At 70.2% G+C, this 21641-nt stretch carries 22 protein-coding genes; 7 read left to right on the top strand and 15 right to left on the bottom strand.

The features are described 5' to 3' along the window. The 7 genes from AB0C35_RS34055 to AB0C35_RS34025 all read right to left on the bottom strand — a co-directional run bounded on the left by AB0C35_RS34055 (window position 1) and on the right by AB0C35_RS34025 (window position 7057). A complete protein-coding gene (locus AB0C35_RS34055; RefSeq protein WP_358465304.1) occupies window positions 1-894 on the bottom strand; it encodes an STM4011 family radical SAM protein in 894 nt (297 codons plus the stop codon). Beyond that, window positions 894-2177 carry an STM4012 family radical SAM protein gene (locus tag AB0C35_RS34050; RefSeq protein ID WP_358465238.1) on the bottom strand — a complete coding sequence of 428 codons (1284 nt, stop codon included), beginning with the start codon at window positions 2175-2177 and terminating at the stop codon, window positions 894-896. The genes AB0C35_RS34055 and AB0C35_RS34050 overlap by 1 nt, the downstream gene beginning before the upstream one ends. Continuing rightward, the gene (locus AB0C35_RS34045; RefSeq protein WP_358465301.1) at window positions 2174-2965 is read right to left on the bottom strand and encodes an STM4013/SEN3800 family hydrolase; all 792 of its coding nucleotides are present in this window, start codon (window positions 2963-2965) and stop codon (window positions 2174-2176) included. The genes AB0C35_RS34050 and AB0C35_RS34045 overlap by 4 nt, the downstream gene beginning before the upstream one ends. Continuing rightward, window positions 2962-4041: an STM4014 family protein gene (locus AB0C35_RS34040; protein ID WP_358465235.1), complete on the bottom strand. Its 1080-nt coding sequence runs from the start codon at window positions 4039-4041 to the stop codon at window positions 2962-2964. The genes AB0C35_RS34045 and AB0C35_RS34040 overlap by 4 nt, the downstream gene beginning before the upstream one ends. Before the next feature lie 78 nt (window positions 4042-4119). Beyond that, the gene (locus AB0C35_RS34035; protein WP_358465232.1) at window positions 4120-5049 is read right to left on the bottom strand and encodes an STM4015 family protein; all 930 of its coding nucleotides are present in this window, start codon (window positions 5047-5049) and stop codon (window positions 4120-4122) included. A 72-nt stretch (window positions 5050-5121) separates the two neighbouring features. Beyond that, on the bottom strand, window positions 5122-6051 hold the full coding sequence (locus AB0C35_RS34030; protein ID WP_358465229.1) for an STM4015 family protein: 930 nt from the start codon (window positions 6049-6051) through the stop codon (window positions 5122-5124). A gap of 70 nt (window positions 6052-6121) precedes the next feature. Beyond that, window positions 6122-7057, bottom strand: a complete 936-nt coding sequence (locus tag AB0C35_RS34025; RefSeq protein ID WP_358465226.1) for an STM4015 family protein — start codon at window positions 7055-7057, stop codon at window positions 6122-6124. Window positions 7058-7384: 327 nt separating this feature from the next. On the opposite strand from AB0C35_RS34025, the gene AB0C35_RS34020 reads away from it, so the two are divergent. From AB0C35_RS34020 to AB0C35_RS34005, 4 genes are all read left to right on the top strand, one after another. Further along, complete coding sequence (locus AB0C35_RS34020; RefSeq protein ID WP_358465223.1) at window positions 7385-7963, top strand: hypothetical protein; 579 nt, start codon at window positions 7385-7387, stop codon at window positions 7961-7963. A 33-nt stretch (window positions 7964-7996) separates the two neighbouring features. Continuing rightward, window positions 7997-8578, top strand: a complete 582-nt coding sequence (locus tag AB0C35_RS34015; RefSeq protein ID WP_358465220.1) for a TetR family transcriptional regulator — start codon at window positions 7997-7999, stop codon at window positions 8576-8578. Window positions 8579-8661: 83 nt separating this feature from the next. Further along, window positions 8662-9411 (top strand): glucose 1-dehydrogenase, encoded by a 750-nt coding sequence (locus tag AB0C35_RS34010; RefSeq protein WP_358465217.1) that lies wholly within the window; start codon window positions 8662-8664, stop codon window positions 9409-9411. Window positions 9412-9450: 39 nt separating this feature from the next. Then, on the top strand, window positions 9451-10140 hold the full coding sequence (locus AB0C35_RS34005; protein WP_358465214.1) for a class I SAM-dependent methyltransferase: 690 nt from the start codon (window positions 9451-9453) through the stop codon (window positions 10138-10140). Here AB0C35_RS34005 and AB0C35_RS34000 read toward each other — a convergent pair. From AB0C35_RS34000 to AB0C35_RS33980, 5 genes are all read right to left on the bottom strand, one after another. Then, window positions 10137-10742 (bottom strand): response regulator transcription factor, encoded by a 606-nt coding sequence (locus AB0C35_RS34000; RefSeq protein WP_358465211.1) that lies wholly within the window; start codon window positions 10740-10742, stop codon window positions 10137-10139. The two genes, AB0C35_RS34005 and AB0C35_RS34000, sit on opposite strands and share 4 nt — an antisense overlap. Continuing rightward, window positions 10739-11881 carry a histidine kinase gene (locus tag AB0C35_RS33995; protein WP_358465208.1) on the bottom strand — a complete coding sequence of 381 codons (1143 nt, stop codon included), beginning with the start codon at window positions 11879-11881 and terminating at the stop codon, window positions 10739-10741. The genes AB0C35_RS34000 and AB0C35_RS33995 overlap by 4 nt, the downstream gene beginning before the upstream one ends. A gap of 40 nt (window positions 11882-11921) precedes the next feature. Then, complete coding sequence (locus tag AB0C35_RS33990) at window positions 11922-12581, bottom strand: ABC transporter ATP-binding protein (protein ID WP_358465205.1); 660 nt, start codon at window positions 12579-12581, stop codon at window positions 11922-11924. 91 nt (window positions 12582-12672) lie between these two features. Then, on the bottom strand, window positions 12673-13941 hold the full coding sequence (locus tag AB0C35_RS33985; RefSeq protein WP_358465202.1) for an alpha-amylase family glycosyl hydrolase: 1269 nt from the start codon (window positions 13939-13941) through the stop codon (window positions 12673-12675). 35 nt (window positions 13942-13976) lie between these two features. Beyond that, window positions 13977-15140 (bottom strand): lactate 2-monooxygenase, encoded by a 1164-nt coding sequence (locus AB0C35_RS33980; protein ID WP_358465298.1) that lies wholly within the window; start codon window positions 15138-15140, stop codon window positions 13977-13979. Between the two features lie 199 nt (window positions 15141-15339). On the opposite strand from AB0C35_RS33980, the gene AB0C35_RS33975 reads away from it, so the two are divergent. After that, on the top strand, window positions 15340-17823 hold the full coding sequence (locus AB0C35_RS33975) for a DNA topoisomerase IV subunit A (protein WP_358465199.1): 2484 nt from the start codon (window positions 15340-15342) through the stop codon (window positions 17821-17823). A 146-nt stretch (window positions 17824-17969) separates the two neighbouring features. Next, a complete protein-coding gene (locus tag AB0C35_RS33970; RefSeq protein ID WP_358465196.1) occupies window positions 17970-18542 on the top strand; it encodes a G5 domain-containing protein in 573 nt (190 codons plus the stop codon). Between the two features lie 159 nt (window positions 18543-18701). Here the strand turns inward: AB0C35_RS33970 and AB0C35_RS33965 are convergent, their stop codons facing one another. The 3 genes from AB0C35_RS33965 to AB0C35_RS33955 all read right to left on the bottom strand — a co-directional run bounded on the left by AB0C35_RS33965 (window position 18702) and on the right by AB0C35_RS33955 (window position 20984). Further along, complete coding sequence (locus AB0C35_RS33965) at window positions 18702-19565, bottom strand: SDR family NAD(P)-dependent oxidoreductase (protein ID WP_358465194.1); 864 nt, start codon at window positions 19563-19565, stop codon at window positions 18702-18704. Then, window positions 19556-20473 carry an alpha/beta fold hydrolase gene (locus AB0C35_RS33960; RefSeq protein ID WP_358465191.1) on the bottom strand — a complete coding sequence of 306 codons (918 nt, stop codon included), beginning with the start codon at window positions 20471-20473 and terminating at the stop codon, window positions 19556-19558. Before AB0C35_RS33960 ends, AB0C35_RS33965 begins: the two co-directional genes overlap by 10 nt. Window positions 20474-20621: 148 nt before the next feature. Continuing rightward, entirely contained in the window at window positions 20622-20984 is a 363-nt protein-coding gene (locus tag AB0C35_RS33955; RefSeq protein WP_358465188.1) for a nuclear transport factor 2 family protein, read from the bottom strand. Between the two features lie 53 nt (window positions 20985-21037). Between AB0C35_RS33955 and AB0C35_RS33950 the strand changes: the two genes are divergently transcribed. Next, window positions 21038-21604 carry a thioredoxin family protein gene (locus AB0C35_RS33950; protein WP_358465185.1) on the top strand — a complete coding sequence of 189 codons (567 nt, stop codon included), beginning with the start codon at window positions 21038-21040 and terminating at the stop codon, window positions 21602-21604. Window positions 21605-21641: the final 37 nt, after the last annotated feature.

The following is a 21641-nucleotide window of genomic DNA, read 5'->3' as shown; positions in this document are numbered from 1 at the left end:
TCACCGACGGTTCTCCTCCCCGATGGCCGGCGCCGCCGGATCATGCACGCCGAGGAGGGCCGGGATGCGTTCGAGGATGCCTCCCGCGAACGTGCTGTAGAGGCCGACTGGCTCAAGGTGGACGTAGCCGATGTGGCAGTCGCACGTGTCGAGGGGGCACGGGCGCGGCGCGAGGGCGTCCCTGAACGAGCCGTCGTAGAGGTTGCCCAGGACCGCCGGGACGAAATGGCAGCGGCGCACCGTGCCGTCACCGTCGACGGACACGACGCTCTCCCCCGTGCGGCACGGGAGGCCGCGGCTGGGATGAGGGTGCCGGCTGACCGGGAACAGGGGGTCGATGCCGGTCCACGAGGCGGCCTCGGCGTCGTCGTAGACGCGTCCCTCGGCGGCGTTGACCCACAGGTACGTCCCGGCGGGCAGGTCGGCGCGGAGGCGGCGGGCGGCGTCGAGGTGTTCGGGCTGCCCGACGATCCCGACGCTGAACCGCACGCCGCGCGCCGCCAGGTCGCGGCATTTGCCGAGGAAGCGCTCGTAGGGCACCTGGCCGGGATGGTAGGTCGCCCACAGCGCGAGGCGGGACAGGTCGGCGCCGGACGTCCACGACACGCGGTGACTCAGGTTCGTCTGGATCGCGACACGGTCGACGTGCGGGAGGTGGCTCAGGTCGGTGAGGGCGCGCCTGTACCAGGACCGGACGAGCCCCTCACCCCACGGCGTGAACAGGACCGAGACGCGATGGTCCTGGCGGGAGACCCATTCCGTGAAGCGTTCCAGCGCGGCCCGGTCGGCGCGGAGCTGTTCCGGCGTGTCGCGGCGCTTGGCGAACGGGCAGTACGGGCAGTCGTAGTCGCAACTGGCCAGCGGCCCGCGGTAGAGGATCGTCAGGTGCACGATCAGCGCGCCTCGTAGGAGGCCATCAGCGTCTGGACGCGGCGGGAGAACAGTGCGGGACCGATGGCGTCGGAGTGGGCGAGCCCGTCCGGAGTCAGCCGCAGGGCGCCGTCGGACATCTCCAGCCAGCCGCGGTCGTCGAACGCCTTGAGGTCGGCGGGGAAGTCGTCGAGCGGGTCAGTGCCGAAGCGCGCGCGGTACTCGGCCCGGTCGAGCCCGGGCGCTTGCAGCAGCGATTGGACGAGATGCCGGCGGCGGCGTTCGTCGCCGTCCAGTTCGAGGCCCACACGCGCGGTCGTGAAGTCGTCCTCGCGCACATAGTCGTCGATGATGGACCGCACCTGGCCTGCCCCGACCGCGTACTCGAACGAGTAGTGGAGGCGGGACGTGTAGGAGCGGGCCCCGCAGCCCAGCCCCACCATGCCGTCGGTCTGGCAGCAGTACTCGGTGCCGTTGGCCACGTCGCCGGGAAGGCGGAACATCCGCATCGACACCTGCTCGTAGCCTTCGGACAGGAGATGGTCCCTGCCGATCCCGTAGAGGGTGAGGCGCTGGTCGTCCCAGTCTTGGGCGCGACGTCCGAGGCCGGTCAGCGGACGGACGTAGAGGGGATAGAGGTAGATCTCCTCCGGGCGCCACGCAAGGGCGGCGTTCAGGGAGTGCATCCACGTCGCGGGTGTCTGGCCGTCGATGCCGTAGATGAGGTCGATATTGAGGGTCGGGAAGCCCACCGCGCGGATACGGTCCAGCGCCGCCTCGACTTCTGCGCGCTTCTGAGGACGGACGGCCGCGCGCGCCTCTTCGTCCAGGAAACTCTGCACGCCGATGGAGATCCGGGTGGTGCCGCGTTCGGCGAGGATGGTGAGACGGTCGGTGGTGGCCGTCGCCGGTGACGTCTCCACGCCCAGGGGAATCGCGCCGAATCCCGGGAACCGTCCGGCGATGCCGCAGAGCCGTTCCAGTTCAGGCACGGTGAGGTAGGTCGGGGTGCCGCCGCCGAACGCCGAGGTGGCGAACGAGACGTCGCCGCCGAGCGCGTCCAGTACGGCCGTGGCCTGCCGGTCGAGTGCGTCCAGGTAGGCGCCGGTCAGCTCTTCGGGGGCGCCGGTGCGGGTGAACAGGTTGCAGAAGCCGCACCGCATCTCGCAGAACGGCACATGGAGGTAGAGGAAGAGCGTGTCGATCGTTTCCCCCGCCCACACATCGCGCAACTGCGGTGGCGGATCCAGCGGCCTGTAGGCGGTCTTGTGCGGATAGGCGTACACGTACCCCTGATAGGGCGTCATGACAGAACGAACTCTCCATACGGAACGGTCCACACGACCTCGTGGCCGATGCGGTGCCCGGTGTGGCCGTCTTCCCCATACGCCGTGCCGTGGTCGGAACAGACGATGACGAAGCAGGGACGGCGCATCAGGTCGAACAACCGGCCGATGTGGGCGTCGACATGCCGGAGTGCCGCGGCGTGGCTGGCGCGGGTGTCCCCGGCTGAAGGCGTCGCACCGTCCAGGTAGAACCAGTTGGGCTGATGCAGGGACGCGACGTTCACCAGCAGGAACAGGCGCCGGTCGGCGGGCAGCCGCGCCACGATCTCGGCGACGCGGTCGATCTGCTTGGGCAGCGACTCCGCGTCGGTCACTCCGAACTCGCGCTCCCAGTGGCTCTCGGCGAACAGCGACGGGAGCGCGGATCCGAGCGGCGTCAGCTTGTTGAAGAACCCCACACCGCCCACGCAGACCGTGTGGTACCCGGCGGCGGCGAGCCCGGACGGCAGGTCGGCGGCGTCGAACGTCCACGTCCCGCCGGTGGTCGTCTCGCTGCCCGCGAACGTCCCGGCGAAGAGCCGCGGATGCGGCCCGGGGGACGCGGGCGTCGGCAGGAACCCCGCCAGCATCGCGGCGTGCGCGGCGTAGGTGAAACTTCCCGGCGTGTGGCGGCGCTCCCACCGGCCATCCGGAAGCAGCCCGGCGAGGGTGGGCGTCTCCCCGGCCGCGGCCAGTTCGGCGGCCACGTCGTAGCGGAGCGTGTCGAGCGTCACCAGCAGCAGATCATGGCTGCCGACGACCTCGTTCATGTCGCGCACGCACGGCTCCCCGCGAGGACGGCCCTGACCTGGGCGGTGTAGGTGTCCACGCCTTCGGCGGCGCCGCCGGGCAGGCCGGTGAGGCCGGGCAGCAGATCACCGAACGCGTTCACCTCGCCGACCGCGAACCGCTTCAGCCCAATTCCGACGAGCAGGTCGACACCGACCATCAGACTGCCCGGAAAACAGGAGGCGGCCCACGCGCACACGTCCAGAGCCCGTTTCCAGCCGTCCTCGCCAAGCGCCCGCTGTACCGCGTCCAGGTCTCCCCTGGCGCCGCCCAGGTGCAGGTTCGTCATCGGATGGCGGCTCGTCCGGACGACCGCGTGCGTGGGCTCACCGCCGATGACGACGACGCGCAGGTCGAACGCCCGCCCTCCGGCCATGGCCTTCGGCAGCCACCGCTCCACGTGCAGGCCGTCCGGCGCGAGCGCGTCGATGAGCGCCGCGACCTCGTCCTCGGTCTCGTACGCGCGGACGCGCAGCGAGTTGAACAGGCCGTCCGGCGTCCTCACGGCCGACGTGACGGCCCTCACCCGGCCGGGTGCGGTCTGCAGGGCGACGACCCCGGACGCGGACGAGCCGTGCGCCGGCTTGACGAACACCCGCCGCTCCCTCGCTTCGTCCATCCGCGCACGAAGCACCGTATAGCCATCGACATCTGGCAGCGCGGGCGGGACGGGGACGCCCGCCGCCAGCATCCGCGCATGCGAGAGCCGCTTGTCGAACATGATCCCGATCTCCTCGGTGTCGCCGAGGAGCCGCGCCCCGGAGGCCGAGGCCACGGCCGCCAGACGTCGCAGCGCCGCCGTGAACGTCCGGTACCAGCGTGCGCCGCCGCCCACGCGGGCGGGGTGGCCGGCGCCGCGCAGCAGCGCGTCCGCCTCACGGTCCTCGCCCGGCGAGTCGATCCGGAGCAGCTCCCCCGGCTCAAGGACGATCTCTGCGCCGCGCAGTACGTCCGTCCAGGGCACAAGACGCGGCGCGGGCAGCCCGGACGACCGGCACGCCGCCGCGAACAGTTCGGGACGCCGGTCGCCGGGTGTCCCGACCACGACGAACGTCATTGCGGCCCTGCGTTCATGCCGCCCGCCCGGCCCGGTGGCGGCGTTCCGGACGGACGGCGGACCATCCCGCCTCCCGTGTCATTCCGTCACCGCAGGGTGAAACTCATGACCTCCCGGCTCTTTCTGCTCGCGCAGATCGACCTCGATGCCGGGAAGCGCCGCCCTCACACGCTCCATCATCGCGCCGGACAGGAAATGGTGATGCAGATCCAGCTTGCGCAGGTGCGTGAGCGGCTGACCGGACAGCAGCGCCTCCGCGCCCTCGTCGGTGAGCATGCCCATCGCCAGGCTCAGCGACTCCAGCCGCGCCACGACCGGCGCGCCCGCGACCGCCGCCGCGACCTCGTCCTGGATCTCGGAGTCCTCTAGGCCCAGGTGACGCAGCGCGGGCAGCCGCTCCCCGGACAGGATCGGCCCGAGATCGGCCACCGTCGTATCGCCGCCGTAGTCCTCCACACCGAGCCACAGATCCAGTCGCTCCAGGTTCGGCAGCTCGCTCGCACCCACGGCATGGACGACCCGCGCGGGCAGGCCCCCCGACTCGAAACGCAGCACCTTCAGAATCTCGCTCTTGATCGGATCGAGCGCGAGACCCTGTGCTCCGCGAACCCCGAGGCTCTCCAGGTCGGGGAACGCGGCCAGCAGGGGCGAGATGTCGGAGTGCTCGATCCAGGAGATCTCCGCCTCCTCCCAGGTGACGTCGCCGACGAACAGCGACCGCACGCTCGGGAAGGACCCGGCGGCCTCCACCAGCAGTGCGACCGGGTCGGAGGTGTGCGTGTCGTAGTCACCGCCCCAGTGGCCGATGATCAGCGCCGTGATCCCATGGGTGTCGACCGCCCGGAGGAACCGCGCGAAGACGTCGCTGAACGGTTCCTCGTCGAAGTCCGTCCCGACGTGCCAGGCGACCTCGGCCGCGGGCGGGAGCTCGTCGTCGGCCCCCGTCTCGTGGTTGAACCTGAACACCGGCAGGCCGGCATATTCCTCAAGACGCTGTTGAACGCCCATGGGTCCCTTTCGCAAGATCGTCGACGCGATGTCCTGGCAGGGACGGACGGCGGACCGCCCCGGTTTCCGGCATCATTCCGTCACCGCTGCGATGAACCAGTCATCCTCCGGCTCTTGCTGTTCGCCCAGGTCGACCTCGACGCCGGGGAGCGCCGCCTGCACCCGTTCGATCATCGGGTCGGACAGGTAGTGGTAGTGCAGGTCGAGCTTGCGCAGGTGCGTGAGCGGCTGACCGGACAGCAGCGCCTCCGCACCGCGGTCGGTGAGAGTCCCCATGGCCAGGCTCAGCGACTCCAGCCGCGCCACGACCGGCGCGCCCGCGACCGCCGCGGCGATCTCGTCCTGGATCTCCGAGTCCTCCAGGCCGAGGTGGCGCAGCGCGGGCAGCCGCTCCCCGGACAAGATCGGCCCCAGGTCGGCGACCGTCGCGTCACCGCCGTAATCCCCGACCCCGAGCCACAGGTCGAGATGCCTCAGATTCGGCAGATCGCCGGCGCCCACGGACCGGACCACCCCCGCCGGAAGCCCGCCCGACTCGAACCGCAGCACCTTCAGGCGCTCGCTCTTGACCGGGGCGAGCACCAGACTCGCCGCACCGCGGACCTCGAACCGCTCCAGGCCGGGGAACGCGGCGAACAGCGGAGAGATGTCGGAATGCTCGATCCAGGAGATCTCCGACTCCTCTCCGGTGATGTCGCCGAGGAACAGGGACGTGAGCTTCGGGAAGGAGGCGGCGGCCTTCGACAGCAGCGCCGCCGGGTCGGCCGCGCCGGCGTCGTAGGAGGCGCCCCAGTAGCCGATGATCAACGCCGTGACCTCGGCGGTGTCGACCGCCTCGACGAACCGTGCGAAGACGTCGTCGAACGGCTCCTCGTCGAAGGACGACCCGACGTACCAGGCCGTCTCGGCGGCGGGAGGGAGTTCGTCGTCCGGCCCCGTCTCCTCGTTGAACCGGAACACCGGCAGGCCGGCGTACTCCTCTAGATGCTCATAGACGCCCATCGAGCCCCTTTCGCGAAATGGCCGACATCATGTCCTATCAGGGAAGGTGCACAGAGTTGCGCGACCCTCATCACTCCGTCACGGCCGCGAACAACCACTCGGCGTTGGGTTCGTCCTGTTCACTCAGGTCGACCTCGACGCCGGGAAGAGCCGCCTTGACCCGCTCGACCATCGCGTCGGACAGGTAGTGGTGGTGCAGGTCGAGCTTGCGCAGGTGGGTGAGCGGCTGGCCGGACAGCAGCGCCTCGGCGCCCCGGTCGGTGAGGGTGCCCATGGCCAGGCTCAGCGATTCCAGCCGCGCCACGATCGGCGCGCCCGCGACCGCCGCCGCGACCTCGTCCTGGGTCTCGGAGTCCTCCAGGCCGAGATGACGCAGCGCGGGCAGCCGCTCGCCACCGAGCACCGGAGCGAGGTCGGCCATGGTCGCGTCGCCGCCGTACCATTCGCTCCCGAGCCACAGGTCGAGGTGCGTCAGGTTCGGCAGCTCGCTCGCCCCCACGGCCCGGACGATCCGGGCGGGCAGCCCGCCCGATTCGAACCGCAGCACCTTCAGGCGCTCGCTCTTGATCGGGGCGAGCACCAGATCCGCCGCACCGCGGACCTCGAACCGCTCCAGGCCGGGGAACGCGGTGAACAGCGGCGAGATGTCCGAATGCTCGATCACCGAGATCATCTGCTCCTCGTAGACGATGTCGCCGAGGAACAGCGCTCGCAGCTTCGGGAAGGACGCGGCGGCCTCCGTCAGCGGCTTGACCGGGTCGAAATCATCCCAGTAACCGATGATCAGCGCTGTGATCTCGGTGGTGTCGACCGCCCGCAGGAACCGCGCGAAGACGTCGCCGAACGAATTTCCGCCGTCGGGTGCCCCGACGTACCAGGCCGTCCCGGCCGCGGGAGGGAGTTCGTCGTCCGGCCCCGTCTCCTCGTCGAACCGGAACACCGGCAACCCGGCGTACCCCTCGAGAGGCCGGCCGGCGGACCCCTCAAGATGCTGATAGATGTCCATGAGTCCTCTTCGCGAACCTGTAGAGGAAGAGTCCTATCAGGTGCGGACGACAGAACGCGGACGTTTTCCCGATCATCACGGGGTTCCGCCGCGCACCGGCCGGCGGGGCCGCCGATCACCGAAGGTGATCTCGCGGGCACCGGTACCGGCATGCGCTGACCTGGTCGCGGACGCGTGTAACGGCCAGGTGACGGACGTGTGGCAAAGCATTGACGGAGGTACCTCAGACGGGTGAAACCAGACGAGCCGGACCTCTAGAGTGAATCGAACTCGGGGCCCTCTTGCGGGGGCCCTTTGCCCTGCCTGCACGATCAGAGGTCCCCGAACATGAACGACCACGAGGTGCACGAGGAGTGCCTGCGGCTCCTCCAGGACGGCATGCCCGTCCCCGCTCCCGCCGCCTTCGAGGCAGGACGGGACTTCCTTCCCCTGGGGCTCGACATGGACGGCGACGTCGCCGTTGTCACGTTCCTACACCAGTTGGACGAAACCGCCGCCGCGTTCATCGAGGGCTGGACGTTCCACCGCCGCGACGGCGAGTGGAGGGAACTGGGCGGCGCCGGCGGCTCGGCCCCCGACGAGCCCCTCGCCCGGCGCTCGTCCGGCGAGATGGGGCGGCACCTGCTGAAGTACGGGTCGGGCCGGATGGTCCGCAACTCCAACCGTCTGCTGCCGTGGGGCGCCAAGTGGGTGAACGAGGCGCGCCTGCGGGCGTCGGCGGAGGTCGCGCGGATCCGGGTCGGCAAGCGGATCCTGGACGTCCCCGCGCACGGGCATGTCGCCGTGGTGTGGGGCGCCCGGCGGGGACCGGTCATCGAGGCGCTCGCCACGGACGGTTCGGTGCTGGACGCCCTGGACCTCGACCGCCCGGTCGTCCCGGCACGGCCCGAGCGCGCCGATATTTGACCGTTCGTTCTGGAACGGTCTAAGGTCCTTTCCATGGCACGGACGAAGGAGTTCGACCCGGACGCCGCGCTGCAGCGTGCGCTCGAGCTGTTCTGGGAGCGCGGGTACGAGGCGACCTCCATGGCCGATCTCGTGGCGCATCTCGGCGTCGCCCGCGCCAGCATCTACGCGACGTTCGGCGGCAAGCACGAGCTGTACATCAAGGCGCTCGACCGCTATCTCCGGTCCACCGACCCGAAGATCGCCGAGGCGCTGTCACAGCCCGGGCCCGTCCTGCCGGCATTGCGGGCGCTGATCGAGCGCTATGCGGCGGAGGCGGCGCACGACCGGCCGCGGCGCGGCTGCATGGTGGTCAACACGGCGGTCGAGCTCGCCCCCGCGGACACCGAGGCGGCCCGCCTGGTCGAGGCGAGCTGGAGCTTCCTGGAGGCGTCCCTCACCTCTGCTTTGACCCGTGCCCAAGCCCAGGGCGAGCTGACCCCGGACAAGGACCCGCGGGGGCTGGCCCGCCTCCTGCTCGTCCTCTTCCAGGGCATGCGGGTCCTGGGCCGCGGCCCCGCCGACGACAACCGGCTGAGGGACGCGACGCGCCAGGCGCTGACCCTCTTCGACTGACCGTTCCCCGCCCCGCCCGTCCGGCGGGGCTCTCTACGGCCCAAATTCAAGAACAATCGATCTAGATACTGGAGAGACGAACCATGATCTTCGACGGCAAGATCGCCCTCATCACCGGTGGCGCGGGCGGAATCGGCCGCGCCACCGCGCACGCCTTCGCCCGCGAAGGCGCCACGGTCGTCCTCGCCGGACGGGACCAGACCGCGCTGACCGACGCCGTCAAGGAGATCGGCTCGGACCGGGCCGACCACGTCGTCGCCGACGTGACCGACGCCTCGTCCGCGGCCCGGATGGTCGAGACCGTGGTGGCGCGCCACGGCGGCCTCCACGTCGCGGTCAACAACGCCGGCGTGCTCGGCGCGGTCGGCCCCGTCGCCGACATCGACGCCGCCGCCTGGGACGAGGTCCTCGCGGTCAACCTCACGGGCGTGTTCCTGTCGATGAAGCACGAGATCGCCCACATGCGCGGCCACGGCGGCGGGGCGATCGTCAACGTCTCGTCCAACATCGGCACGCACGGCCGCCTTCCCTCCCTCGCGGCGTACGCGGCGTCCAAGGCCGGGGTCGGCGTCCTGACGCGCACCGCCGCCCTCGACCACCTCGCCGACGGCGTCCGCGTCAACGCCGTCAGCCCGGGGGCCAGCGACACGCCGATGTCGCTCCTGCCCGGCGAGAGCAGGGAAGAGCGCGCGGAGCGGATGCGCACCGCGGCCCCGTCCGGGCGTGTGGCGGAGACGTCCGAGGTCGCCGCGGGCATCCTGTGGCTGGCCTCGGACGCCGCGTCCCACGTGGCCGGCCACGACCTGGTCGTCGACGGCGGCGCCACCGCCTGACGACGCTTTCCGGGGCGGCCCACCGGGCAGACTCAGTCCATGGCCCTCACGCCCGACTACGACTCCGACCCGGAGCGCTTCCGCCTCGCCAGCAGGGTCACCCGGAAGTACCTGATCGGGGCGCGGAGCCTGCACGACCACGTCGCCTCGAAGCTCCTGGCCGCCGGGCCCTCACGCGTCCTGGACATCGGCTGCGGGGAGGGCGCCCTCAGCGACGCCCTCCCCCACAGGCCGCCGTTCCGGCTGGTGGGCCTGGACGCGTCCGCCGCCCTCCTGCGCGCCCATCCTGGGCCGCGCGTGCGGGCCGACGCGCGGCGGCTGCCGTTCCGGGACGGGACGTTCGACGCCGCCGTGGCCGTGAACATGCTCTACCACCTGGACGATCCCCGGCTCGCGCTCCGCGAGGCCCACCGCGTCCTGGCCCCCGGTGGGCTGCTGCTCGCCTCGGCGATCTGCCGGAACGACAGCCCGGAACTCGCGCCCCTCTGGCGTCCCGAACCCACCCCGTTCGACGCCGAGGAGGCCCCCGACCGCGTCTGCGAGGTCTTCGGCGAGGTCGAGGTGGAGCGCTGGGACGCGCCGCTGATCACGCTCCCCGACCGCGACGCCGTCCGCGACTACCTGATCGCGCGCCGCGTGCCCCGCGCCGAGGCCGCCGAGGCCGCCGGCCGCCTCCGCACACCCCTGCCCGTCACGAAACGCGGCAGCCTCGTCCTCGCCCGCCGCTAGATCCAGCCGCGGTCGCGGGCGGCCCGGGCGGCGGCGTGGCGGTTGTCGGCGCCGAGTTTGGTGACGGCCGACGACAGGTAGTTGCGGACGGTCCCCTCCGACAGGCCCAGGCCGCGGGCGATGCGGGAGACCGGGGCGCCGTCGGCGGCGGCGCGCAGCGTGTCGAGCTCGCGGGGGGTGAGGGGGCATTCCTCGGCGGCGAGGGCGTCGGCGGCGAGCTGCGGGTCGATGTACCGGGCGCCGGCGGCGACCTGCCGGATCACCTGGGCGAGCCGCGCGCCGGGAGCGTCCTTGCCGAGGAAGCCGCGGACGCCGGCGGCCATCGCGCGGCGCAGGTTGCCGGGACGGCCGTGCGCGGTCACGATCACGAGGCGGCAGCCGGGCAGGTCGCGGGAGAGCCGTTCGGCGGCGGCGAGGCCGTCCAGCCCGGGCATGTCGATGTCGAGGACGGCCACGTCCGGCTTGAGGGCGAGCGCCCGGTCGACGGCCTCGTCGCCGCGGCCGACGTCGGCGGCGACCTCGATGCCGTCCTCGGTCTCCAGCAGCAGGACGAGCGCCTCCCTGATCAGCAGGTGGTCGTCGGCCAGCAGCACGCGGATCATGCCTCTCCCTCCGCCGGGACGGGCACCACGGGGACGGCGGCCGTCACCCGGAACGTCCCGTCGCCGACCGGGCCGGCGGTGAACTCGCCGCCAGCCGCGGTGATCCGCTCGGCGAGGCCCGCCAGGCCGCTGCCGGCGTCCCCGGCGGTGCGGCGCGCGGCGCCGTCGTTGACGATCTCGATGCGGATGCGGTGGGCGCCCGCCCGGACGGTGATCTCGCACCAGGTGGCGCTGGAGTGGCGCAGCACGTTGGTGGCGGCCTCGCGGGCGACCCAGCCGAGCGGCTCGTGCACATGGGCGGGCAGCGCCGGCGACACCTCGGGGCGCTCGCAGCGGAGCCCGGCGGCGCGCAGCACGGCCGACATGCCGTCCAGCTCGGTCCGCAGGGACGTGGCCCGGTAGCCGCGGACGACCTCGCGCACGTCCCGGACCGCGTCCCGCGCCATCGTCTGGATCTCGGTCAGCTCCTTGCGGACGCGCCCGTCGTCGCGTTCCAGGAACCGCTCGGCGACCTCGGCGCGCAGCGCGACCGCCTGGAGGCTGTGGCCGAGGACGTCGTGCAGGTCGCGGGCGAAGCGGAGCCGCTCCTCCCCCACCGCCGACCGGGCCAGCTCGGCGCGGGCCTCCCGGAGTTCCTGGACGACGTGGAACAGCCAGACCGTGACGTATCCGGAGAAGGCGGCGAGCGGTATGGCGGCCACCTCGTACAGGACGGTCAGCGCGGGCAGCTCCAGCATCACGCCGTAGACGGGGGTCAGGACGGTCGCCGCCGCCGTCGCCACGACCGCCTCGCGGACGGGCAGGACGACGGCGATCAGCCCCGCCGGGACCAGGAGCGTGTTGCCCCAGCCCTGGCCGGTGCCGAGCAGCGGCGGCATCGCCCAGCAGATCAGCGCGATCGCCGCGAGCCCGAACCGGTGGCCCGGCGCGGTGCGGCGCATCAGGTTCTGCCACAGGAGCCGGGCGTACAGGGCGAAGACGGCGGCGACGCCGGTGAGGGCGAGGATCAGCCGTCCGGCGTCCTGCCGGTCGAACATTTCGTACCAGAGTGCGGGCAGCAGGAGCCCGGACAGCGTCATCATCGTCATTCCCACGAGGATCGCGGCGATGACGGTGGGACGCGGGATGCTGGGCTGCACGCGCCCAGCGTATGCGGCCGTCAAGGGGGGCGCGCGGCGGTCAGGCGGCGTGGAGGCGGGCGGCGGCGCGGCCGGCGGCGTCGTCCCGGATCCGCAGGCGGCCGTCGTCCAGGATCCCGACGCGGTCGGCCCGGCACGCCTCGCGCGGGTCGCGGGTCGTGAGCACCACGCTGACCCCGTGCGCGGCCAGCATCAGCAGGACCGACCACGCCTCGCGGGCGTCCGCCTCGTCGAGCCCGGCGGTGGGCTCGTCGAGGAAGAGCACGTCCGACCGTCCGACGAGGGCCAGCGCCAGGTCGAGCATGCGCCGCTGTCCCGCCGTCAGCCGCTCGAACGCGACGTCGGCGAGGTCCGTGAGACGGGCGAGGCGCAGGGCCTCGACGCGGGTGAGCGGGTCGAGCGTCCAGCGCCGCCACGTGTCGACGATCTCGGCGACGGTCAGGCCCGGGAACAGTCCGCCGTCGCGCCAGACGGCCCCGGCCCGCGCGGCGTCACGGTCGGTGTAGGGGTCGGCGCCGCGGAGGCGGACCGACCCGCCGGCCGGACGCCGCAGGCCCGCGAGGATCTCCAGCAGGGTCGTCTTGCCCGACCCGTGGCGCCCGAGCAGCGCGTAGACCTCCCCTTCGGCCACGGTGAACGAGACGTTCCGCACGGACTCGTTCAGGTCCAGGTCGCGTACCTCGATCACGGGTGCCTTCATGACATCCATGCTCGCCGGGCCCGGCGCGGACGTGCAGTCACAGGCATCAGGAAACGGCCGTGAGGATCGCAGGGGTGCCCCATGACGAATGTCATGGTTCGGCGATCGCCCATCCGGCCGGGGGGACGGTGACGCCTTTCTCCGAGAAGGCGGCCTCACCGGCTACGCACGTCCAGTCGGCGTCGGGCAGGTCCACCCTGGCGGGCTCTTCGTCCAGGTTCAGGACGACCGCGAGCCGCTCTGTGCCGTGGCCCACTGTGTAGGAGAGTGCCGTATTGGTCAAGGTGTCCACTGTGGTGTGAGCGTGGACCAGCCATGGATGACGCCTTCTCAGGCCGATCAGCTCTTGATGGAGCCTGTGAAGGCTCTCGCCATGGCCAGGCGTCTCTTCCGGCCTTGCAGGGAAGGCGGGCCGTATGGCGTCGTCGCCGCCCTCCCGTTCCTCCTTGACGCCGTGGAATCCGAACTCGTCCCCGGCGTAGATGGACGGGACTCCGCCGATGGTCAGCAGGACGACGAGCGCATGGGCGGTCTGTCGCTCGTCGTCCAGGCGGCTCGCTATGCGGGTCACGTCGTGGTTGCCCAGGAACGTCAGCGGCGTGAACGTTTCGAGCATCCCGTCGTGCCGGCCCAGGGCGTGGGCCAGTTCGAAGAAGTTGTGATCGTTCAGGGAGCTCCAGATCGCCTTCCAGAGTTCGTACTGGGTGACCGAGTCGAATCCGGACTGTTCCACCACGTTCGCGTAGTCGCCGTGGATGACCTCGCCGACGAACCAGGCTTCGGGGAAGCGCGCGCGGACGCGGTCTATGACCGTCCGCCAGAACTCCGGCGGGACTGCGTAGGCGGCGTCGAGACGCCAACCGTCTATGCCGCGCTCCAGCCAGTGGGTCATGACATCGGTGACGTAGTCGGCGACCTCGGGTTCGGCATGGTTCAGGGTGACGAGACGGTCGTGCCCCTCGAACGTCTGCAGCCCGGGGTGGAACCACTTCCTGTACGGGGACCCTTCGCCCCTGGCGGCGACGTCGGCGAACGGCGCGAAGCTCCGTCCGACATGGTTGAAGACGCCATCGAACAGGACACGGATCCCCTTCTGCGACGCCTCGTCGATGAGTCGTTGCAGGTCGTCCTCGCCGCCGAGCCTGGGATCGACGCGATAGTGGTCGACGGTGTCATAGCCATGGGTTTCCGACGCGAACACCGGACCGAGCGCGATCCCGTTGCAGCCGAGCCCGACGAGATGGTCGAGCCAGCCGTCGAGCCGCCCCAGCCGAGGCTTCGCCGACGTCCCGTCCGGTACCGCCCCGACGAATCCGAGGGGATAGACGTGCCACCAGATGACGTGATCGGGCCAGCGCATGCGCACTCCCCTACCCGGAATGCGCGCGGGTACGGTCACGTCCGCACAAGCGTCTCCGGATTCAGCTCGCCCGGCCGGCTGACGCCCGCGAGGGCCATGGTCAGTTCCAGTTCGGCCTGGAGGCACCGCAGGACGTGCTGGACGCCCGCCTGACCGCCCAGCGCCAGCCCGTACGCGTACGGGCGCGCGACCAGCACCGCCTTGGCGCCGAGAGCGATGGCCTTGGCGACGTCCGCTCCCGTGCGGATTCCGCTGTCGAAGAGCACGGCCGCCTGGTCGCGGACGGCGTCGACCACACCGGGCAGCGCGTCCAGCGAGGCGATGGCCCCGTCCACCTGGCGTCCACCATGGTTGGAGACGATGACGCCGTCCATGCCGGCGTCCACGGCCTGGCGTGCGTCGTCGGGATGCTGGATGCCCTTGAGCGCGATGGGCCCGTCCCAGTGGTCCCGCAGGAAGATCAGGTCGTCCCAGGTCAGGCGAGGGTTACCGAAGTTCGCGACCCAGTGCAGGATCGCCATGTCACGGTTGGCGTCGGTGACGGGCCCGCCGACCGCCTTCTGGAAGACCGGGTCGCTGAAATAGTTGGCGACCCCGATACCGCGCAGGAACGGCAGATACGCCTGGTCGAGGTCACGTGGACGCCACGCCAGCGTGAACGTGTCCAGAGTGACGACGAGCGCCGTGTAACCCGCCGCCTTCGCCCGCTCCAGGAAACTGACGGCGAGATCGCGGTCCTTCGGCCAGTACAGCTGATACCAGCGGGGCCCGCCGCCGTTCGCCTCCGCCACGTCCTCGATGGTGTACGACGACGCCGTGCTCAGCACCATCGGCAGGCCCTCGGCCGCCGCCGCCCGCGCGACGGCCAGCTCACCGTCCGGATGGAAGATCGACTGCACGCCGATGGGCGCGAGCAGGACCGGGGACGGCATCGCGGTGCCCAGAACCTCCACCGACAGGTCGCGGTCGGCCACGTCCCTGAGCATCCTCGGGACGATCCGCCACCGCTCGAACGCCGCCCGGTTCGCCCGCGCGGTCGACTCGCTGCCCGCCGACCCAGCCACATAGCCGAACGCCTGCGCCGACAGCGACCGCTCGGCGAGACCCTCCAGCTTCGTCAGGTCCGTGGGCAGGGCGGGGACGACGTCGCCGAGCCCCTGCAGATAGATCGAGTTCTGGTGGTCGGCCAGCGCGCCCAATTGAACCTCCGCCTGCGGGATCGAAACCACCGTCCGCCGGCTCCACCCGCCACCATTCACATGACGAACTTCGTTCGGCCGGCATTGCTCACTCTGCCAGGTCCGCGGAGGTGACGGAACGACATCGATCCGCCATGTCGGACGCCACACCCGGTGGGGCGGGCACAAGTTGTCCTTGGGACCGGCCACAATGTGGGGCATGGCACGACGCGGATCCCCAGCCCCTCCACCGCCGGACTTCGAAGAGAACATCGTCGACGTCGATGTCTCCGACGAGATGCGCGGCAGCTTCCTCGAGTACGCCTACTCGGTCATCTACCAGCGGGCGCTTCCAGACGCGCGCGACGGGATGAAGCCCGTCCAGCGCCGGATCCTGTACTCGATGAACGAGATGGGGCTCCGCCCCGACCGCGGGCACGTCAAATGCGCCCGCGTCGTCGGCGAGGTCATGGGCAAGCTGCACCCGCACGGCGACAGCGCCATCTACGACGCGATGGTGCGGATGGCGCAGTCGTGGGCGATGCGGATGCCGCTGGTCGACGGGCACGGCAACTTCGGCTCGCTCGGCGGCGACGACATGCCCGCCGCCATGCGGTACACCGAGGCCCGGCTGTCCCGCGCGGCGATGCTCATGGTCGCCTCCATCGACGAGGACACGGTCGACTTCCGCCCCAACTACGACGGGCAGGAGACCGAACCGGAGGTCCTGCCCGCCGCGTTCCCGAACCTGCTGGTCAACGGCGCGTCCGGGATCGCGGTCGGGATGGCCACGAACATGGCGCCGCACAACCTCGGCGAGGTCATCGCCGCGGCCCGGCACCTGATCGACAACCCCGACGCGTCCCTCGAAGACCTGATGCGCTTCGTCCCCGGGCCCGACCTGCCCACCGGCGGCAAGATCGTCGGCCTGGACGGCATCCGCGACGCCTACGAGGGGGGCCGGGGCACGTTCCGCACCCGCGCCACCACGTCCATCGAGAACGTCACGGCCCGCCGCAAGGGCATCGTCGTCAGCGAACTCCCCTACGCCGTCGGCCCGGAGCGCGTCAAAGCCAAGATCAAGGAACTGGTCAACGCCAAGAAGATCCAGGGGATCTCCGACCTGAAGGACCTCACCGACCGCAATGTCGGCCTCCGCCTGGTCATCGAGATCAAGAACGGCTTCAACCCCGAGGCCGTCCTGGCCGACCTCTACCGGCTCACCCCGATGGAGGAGACGTTCGGCATCAACAACGTCGCCCTCGTCGACGGCCAGCCCCGCACCCTCGGCCTCCGCGACATGCTGCAGGTCTACGTCGACCACCGCATCGACGTCGTCCGCCGCCGCTCGATGTTCCGCCGCAAGAAGCGCGAGGACCGCCTCCACCTCGTGGACGGCCTCCTCGTCGCCCTGCTCAACATCGACGAGGTCATCCAGGTCATCCGGCAGAGCGACGACGCCGCCCAGGCCAAGCAGCGCCTCATGCAGATCTTCGAGCTCTCCGAGATCCAGGCGCAGTACATCCTGGACACCCCGCTCCGCCGCCTCACCCGCTACGACCGGCTGGAACTGGAGAAGGAGAAGGAGCAGCTCGCCAAGGAGATCGCCAGGCTGACCGCGATCCTCGAGTCGGAGAAGAAGCTCCGCGGCGTCGTCTCCAAGGAACTCGGCGAGGTCGCCAAGGAGTTCTCCACGCCGCGCCGGACGATCCTCCTCGAATCCTCCGGCCAGACCGCCGCGACGGCCGTCCCGCTGCAGGTCGCCGACGACCCCTGCACGGTCCTGCTGTCGTCGACCGGCCTCATGGCCCGCACGCACGACGGGTCCCCGCTTCCGGACAGCGGCCCCCGCTCGAATCACGACGTGCTGACCTCGGTCGTCCCCGCCACGGCCCGGGGCCAGGTCGGCGCGGTGACCTCCCTGGGCCGGATGATCCGCATCGAGGTCATCGACCTGCCGACCCTGCCCTCCACCTCCACGCCCCCGTCCCTCGCGGGCGGCGCCCCGGTCGCCGAATACGTCGACCTCGAACCGGACGAAACGGTCGTAGCCATAGCCGCCGTCTCCGAAGAGGGCGGCGGCCTGGCCCTGGGCACGGCCCAGGGCGTGGTCAAACGGGTGGTCCCCGACTTCCCGGCCAACCGCGACGAGTTCGAGGTCATCACCCTCAAGGACGACGACCGCGTCATCGGGGCCGTCCAGCTGCTCTCCGAAGACCAGCACGTCGTCTTCATCACCACCGACGCGCAACTCCTGCACTTCGCCGCCTCGAACGTCCGTCCCCAGGGCCGCACCGCCGGCGGAATGGCGGGCATCAAACTCGGCGCGGACGCCCGCGTCCTGTGGTTCGGCGCCATAGACCCCGCCCGCGAAGCCCGCGTGATCACGATCTCGGGCGCGTCCTCGGCCCTGCCCGGCACCCAGACCGGCGCGATCAAACTCGCCGACTTCGCCGACTTCCCGTCCAAGGGCCGCGCGACCGGCGGCGTCCGCGCCCACCGCTTCCTCAAGGGCGAGGACGTCCTCCTCCAAGCCTGGGCGGCCCCGACACCCCTCCGCGCCTCGGCCGCCAACGGCAAACCGGCCATGCTCAACGTGAGCATGGGCCGCCGCGACGGCTCCGGCGAAAAACTCGACAAGCCCATCGTGGCCATAAGCGGCCCCATAGGCGAGCCCCCGGAAGAGGACACGACCGAGGAATGATCAATTGGTCCCGGGCCGCACCCCAGCGGTCCGGGACCCATTCACTACTCCTCGGCCGACCCCGGCCACTCGTCCTCTTCCGTATTTCCCACGATTGCCCCGGCCAGATGACCGCAAGATGATTTGTCCCTACTTAGGGGGAAATCATGCGACACCTCGTCCTGGCCATTGCGGCGATGAGCACATTACTCACCCTCGGCGCTTGCGCTGAGCAGGCCGAACCGGCGGCTGCCAATGCACCGGCGAGCGCGACACCTTCCACGGCGAGCGCACCTCCCACGACCAGCGCGGTGCCCACGCCCACCCCGTCGGTCGAACAACGCAGGGTCACGAAGACGCGCAAGATCCCGTACAAGACGTCAAGGGTGAACGACCCCACCCTCGCCCAGGGCACCACAAAGGTGAAGAGACGCGGCGTCGCCGGCGTCATGACCCTCACCTACGAGGTCACCTACACCGATGGCACGGAAACAGACAGAAAGCTGCTGCGTGAGACGGTCACGAGAAAACCGGTGACCCGGATCATCGCGGTCGGCACCAAGCAGGCCCGGCGATGCGACGAGAACTACAGCGGCGCCTGCGTGCCCATCGCCAGCGACGTCGACTGCGCCGGCGGAAGCGGCAACGGCCCGGCCTACGTACAGGGCCCAGTCCGCGTAGTCGGCTCCGACATCTACGACCTGGACCGCGACGGCGACGGCACCGCCTGCGACAGCTGACCACCGCGGAAGGCCGCCGCGGCTTCGGCTCGCTACCCTGTTCCCACGGCGGAGAAGCCTCGTTCGCCGGCCTGCTGGGCCGGGCCTACGACGCCAATGCCTGAAGAGTCGACGTGAATTCTGATCGCCACCTGGGAAGTGCGCATCGTCCGTTGTCGGTTATTGGATGATGGCCTTGTTGAAGGTCGGTGGGGCGCCCAGAGTTTCGCGGTGGGAGTGGGGGCGGGTGCCGTCGACGTCCAGGACGCCCAGCTCTTCGCCCAGCTCGGCTCCGATGAGGACTTGGCCGCTTCGCTCCATCAGTTTCGGGTCGCGGGCGAGGGCATCGATCAGGCGGCCGGTGAACTCCGGGGACTCCGCGCCTGCTGCGAAGGACTTGTAGCGGTCGGGGGCGCCTTCGAACAGGGCCTTGGTTCGCTCGGTCTTCAGGAGGCCCATCCAGAGCGAGATGACGGCCACGTTGTAGGGCTTTAAATCCACGGCCATGTCGTGGGCCATTTTGTCCACGGCGGCCTTGCCGGCGCCGTAGGCGGGGCCGTGCATGTAGCAGCGGCCGCCGAATGATGAGGTGTTGACGACCAGGCCGGCGCTGTTCTTGATGAGTAGCCGGGCTGCGTAGTAGCTGGCCACGTATGCGGAGCGCATTCCCACGTCGAACATGTCCTGGAGCGCCAGCGACTTCTCCCAGAAAGGCCCCTTCTTGGGCAGGTCCGAGGGAATCGTGAACGCGTTGTTCACGAGGACGTCCAGGGCGCCGTGCTCACGCTCGACCTGCTCGAACAGGGCCGCCACCTGTTCGTCCCGTGAGTGGTCGCATATCACCGGGATTCCGGTGCCGCCTCGCTTGTCTATCTCCTGTGCCGTTTCGAACACCGTGCCAGGGAGCCCGCTGTCGCTTGTCGAGCGTGTGCGGCCGGTCACGTAGACCGTGGTGCCGGCCTCCCCCAGGGCCAGGGCTATGCCCTTTCCCGCGCCGCGGCTGGCGCCGGTGACCACCGCCACCCGGTCTTCGGTCAGGCCCATTTGCCCTCCTGGAGGAATTCCAGCATCGTCCTGGTGGTCTCGCCGGGCTTTTCCATCTGCATCATGTGACCAGCGTTCTTGATCATCCGCACTTCACGCACGTCGGCGTGGTGCTCCGCCAGTTTGGTCAGCGGATCGGCGCCGTGCCAGCCCTCCAGGTCGGCGTCCTGCTCGCTTCCGATGAAGAAGTACGGCACGGGGTTCTTCTCGTCTCCGTACGACTTGCGGTACTCCCAGGAGAGGTCCATGGCCCGGTACCAGTTCAGGCCGCCGGTGAAGCCGCTGCGGCTGTAGTCGGCCACATAGAGCTCCAGTTCGGCGTCCGTCAGCCATGTCCACGGAAGGGGCGGCGTTTCCGGGAGGGCATCGATATAGGACGTGCCCGGCGGCTGCTTCCAGACGTCGAGATAGTGGTAGTCGCTGGAGAGCGCGTAGAACAGCTTGCGCAAGAACTCGCGGGGTGCCGCGGCGAGGTCGCGGTCGGCGACACCGGGTTCGTTGAAGTAGTGGATGTGATTGAAGTGCCTCCCGGCCTGCCGGGCGGCCAGCGTGAGGGGGGATTCCCTGCTCGGTGTGAAGAACGGGTTCTCCAGCGCGATGATCGCCGCGACGCGTCCCGGGTGGTGATGGGCGAGGTCGTAGGCCGAGAAGAGACCGAAGTCCAGGCCGCTGAAAATCGCCTTTTCCTCGCCGAGGTGGTCCAGCAGACCGATGAGGTCGGCCACGATCCGGTCCACGTTGTATTCCCGGTGATCGCTCGGGCCGGTGGTCTGGCCCATGCCGCGCATGTCGGGGGCCACCACACGGAAGCCGGCGTCGGCGATCGGGCCGATCTGGTGGCGCCAGCTGAACCAGGTGTGCGGGAATCCGTGGAGAAGGACGACGAGGGGCCCTTCTCCCTCCTCCACATAGTGAACGTCGAGACCGTTGATCCTCGCGTACCGATGACTCCAGTTGGCCACGCTGCGGTCCCTTCGGTCGGGAGTCGGCCGTCCGTCACGACTCTGCAGGACGTCGCCCGGCGGCCGACAGCACGTCGTCTCGCTCAGCGGGAGTTCACGTCTCGATGTCGTCCGGGCCCCAGTGGGCCTCCATGCGGGCGATCTTGCCGTCGGAGTCGAAGGTCATCACGTCGATGGCGCGGATCTTCATGCCGGGGACGTCCACGGTGAAGGCCATGGCGGCCCGGTCGCCGTGGGAGCCGCGGATGGGCGCGTCGAGGGAGAGCTTGGCACCGCCGGCGATGGCGTTCGTGTAGAACTCCCCGATCGCGGCATGGCCGGTGATCGGCGGGTTGCCGACCGGGTCTTCGACGACCGCGTCGGCGGCGTAGAGGGCGATGATGGCCTGCGCGTCGCCGGCGTTGAAGGCGTCGACGTAGGTCTGAAGCGCCTGCTTCATGTGATCCTGGGTCGGCATGGAGGAAGACTAGCAAGCGATCGCTTGGTCTGGTGATGCGTGATGATGGACCCATGGCGATCGCATCGTTCATGGTTCCGCTCGGTTCACCGGTTCCCGCGTTCCGGCTTCCGTCCATCGAGGGCGAGAACGTGTCCGACGGGGACTTCGCCGAGGCCTCCGCGCTGCTGGTGGTGTTCTTGTCCAACCACTGCCCGTACGTCCGGCGCATCGAGACCGGTATCGGCGCCCTCACCTCGGAGTACGCGGACAGGGGACTCGCCACCGTCGCCGTGTGCAGCAACGACACCTCCAACTATCCGGACGACGGCGCCGACCATCTGCGTGAGCAGGCCAAGCGCGCCGGGTTCGGGTTCCCGTATCTGGTGGACGAGTCCCAGGAGACGGCACGGGCGTTCAAGGCCGCCTGCACCCCGGACTTCTTCCTGTACGACGGGGAACGCAAGCTCGCGTACAGGGGCGAGTTCGATGGGGCGCGTCCCAGGAACGACGTGCCGTCCGACGGCAGTTCGCTGAGGGCGGCGCTGGACCTGGTGCTCGCGGGCGAGGACGTCCCCGAGCCGCACGCACCGAGTCTCGGCTGCGGGATCAAGTGGAAGCCCGGAAACGAGCCGGTGTAATTACATCAGCGGTAATCACGCCGCTTGAACAACACCG

The organism is Spirillospora sp. NPDC048819, assembly GCF_040650055.1.
Taxonomy (GTDB): domain Bacteria; phylum Actinomycetota; class Actinomycetes; order Streptosporangiales; family Streptosporangiaceae; genus Spirillospora.
Note: the sequence above shows the minus strand (reverse complement) of the source record. Positions and strands in the feature narration are given on the sequence as shown.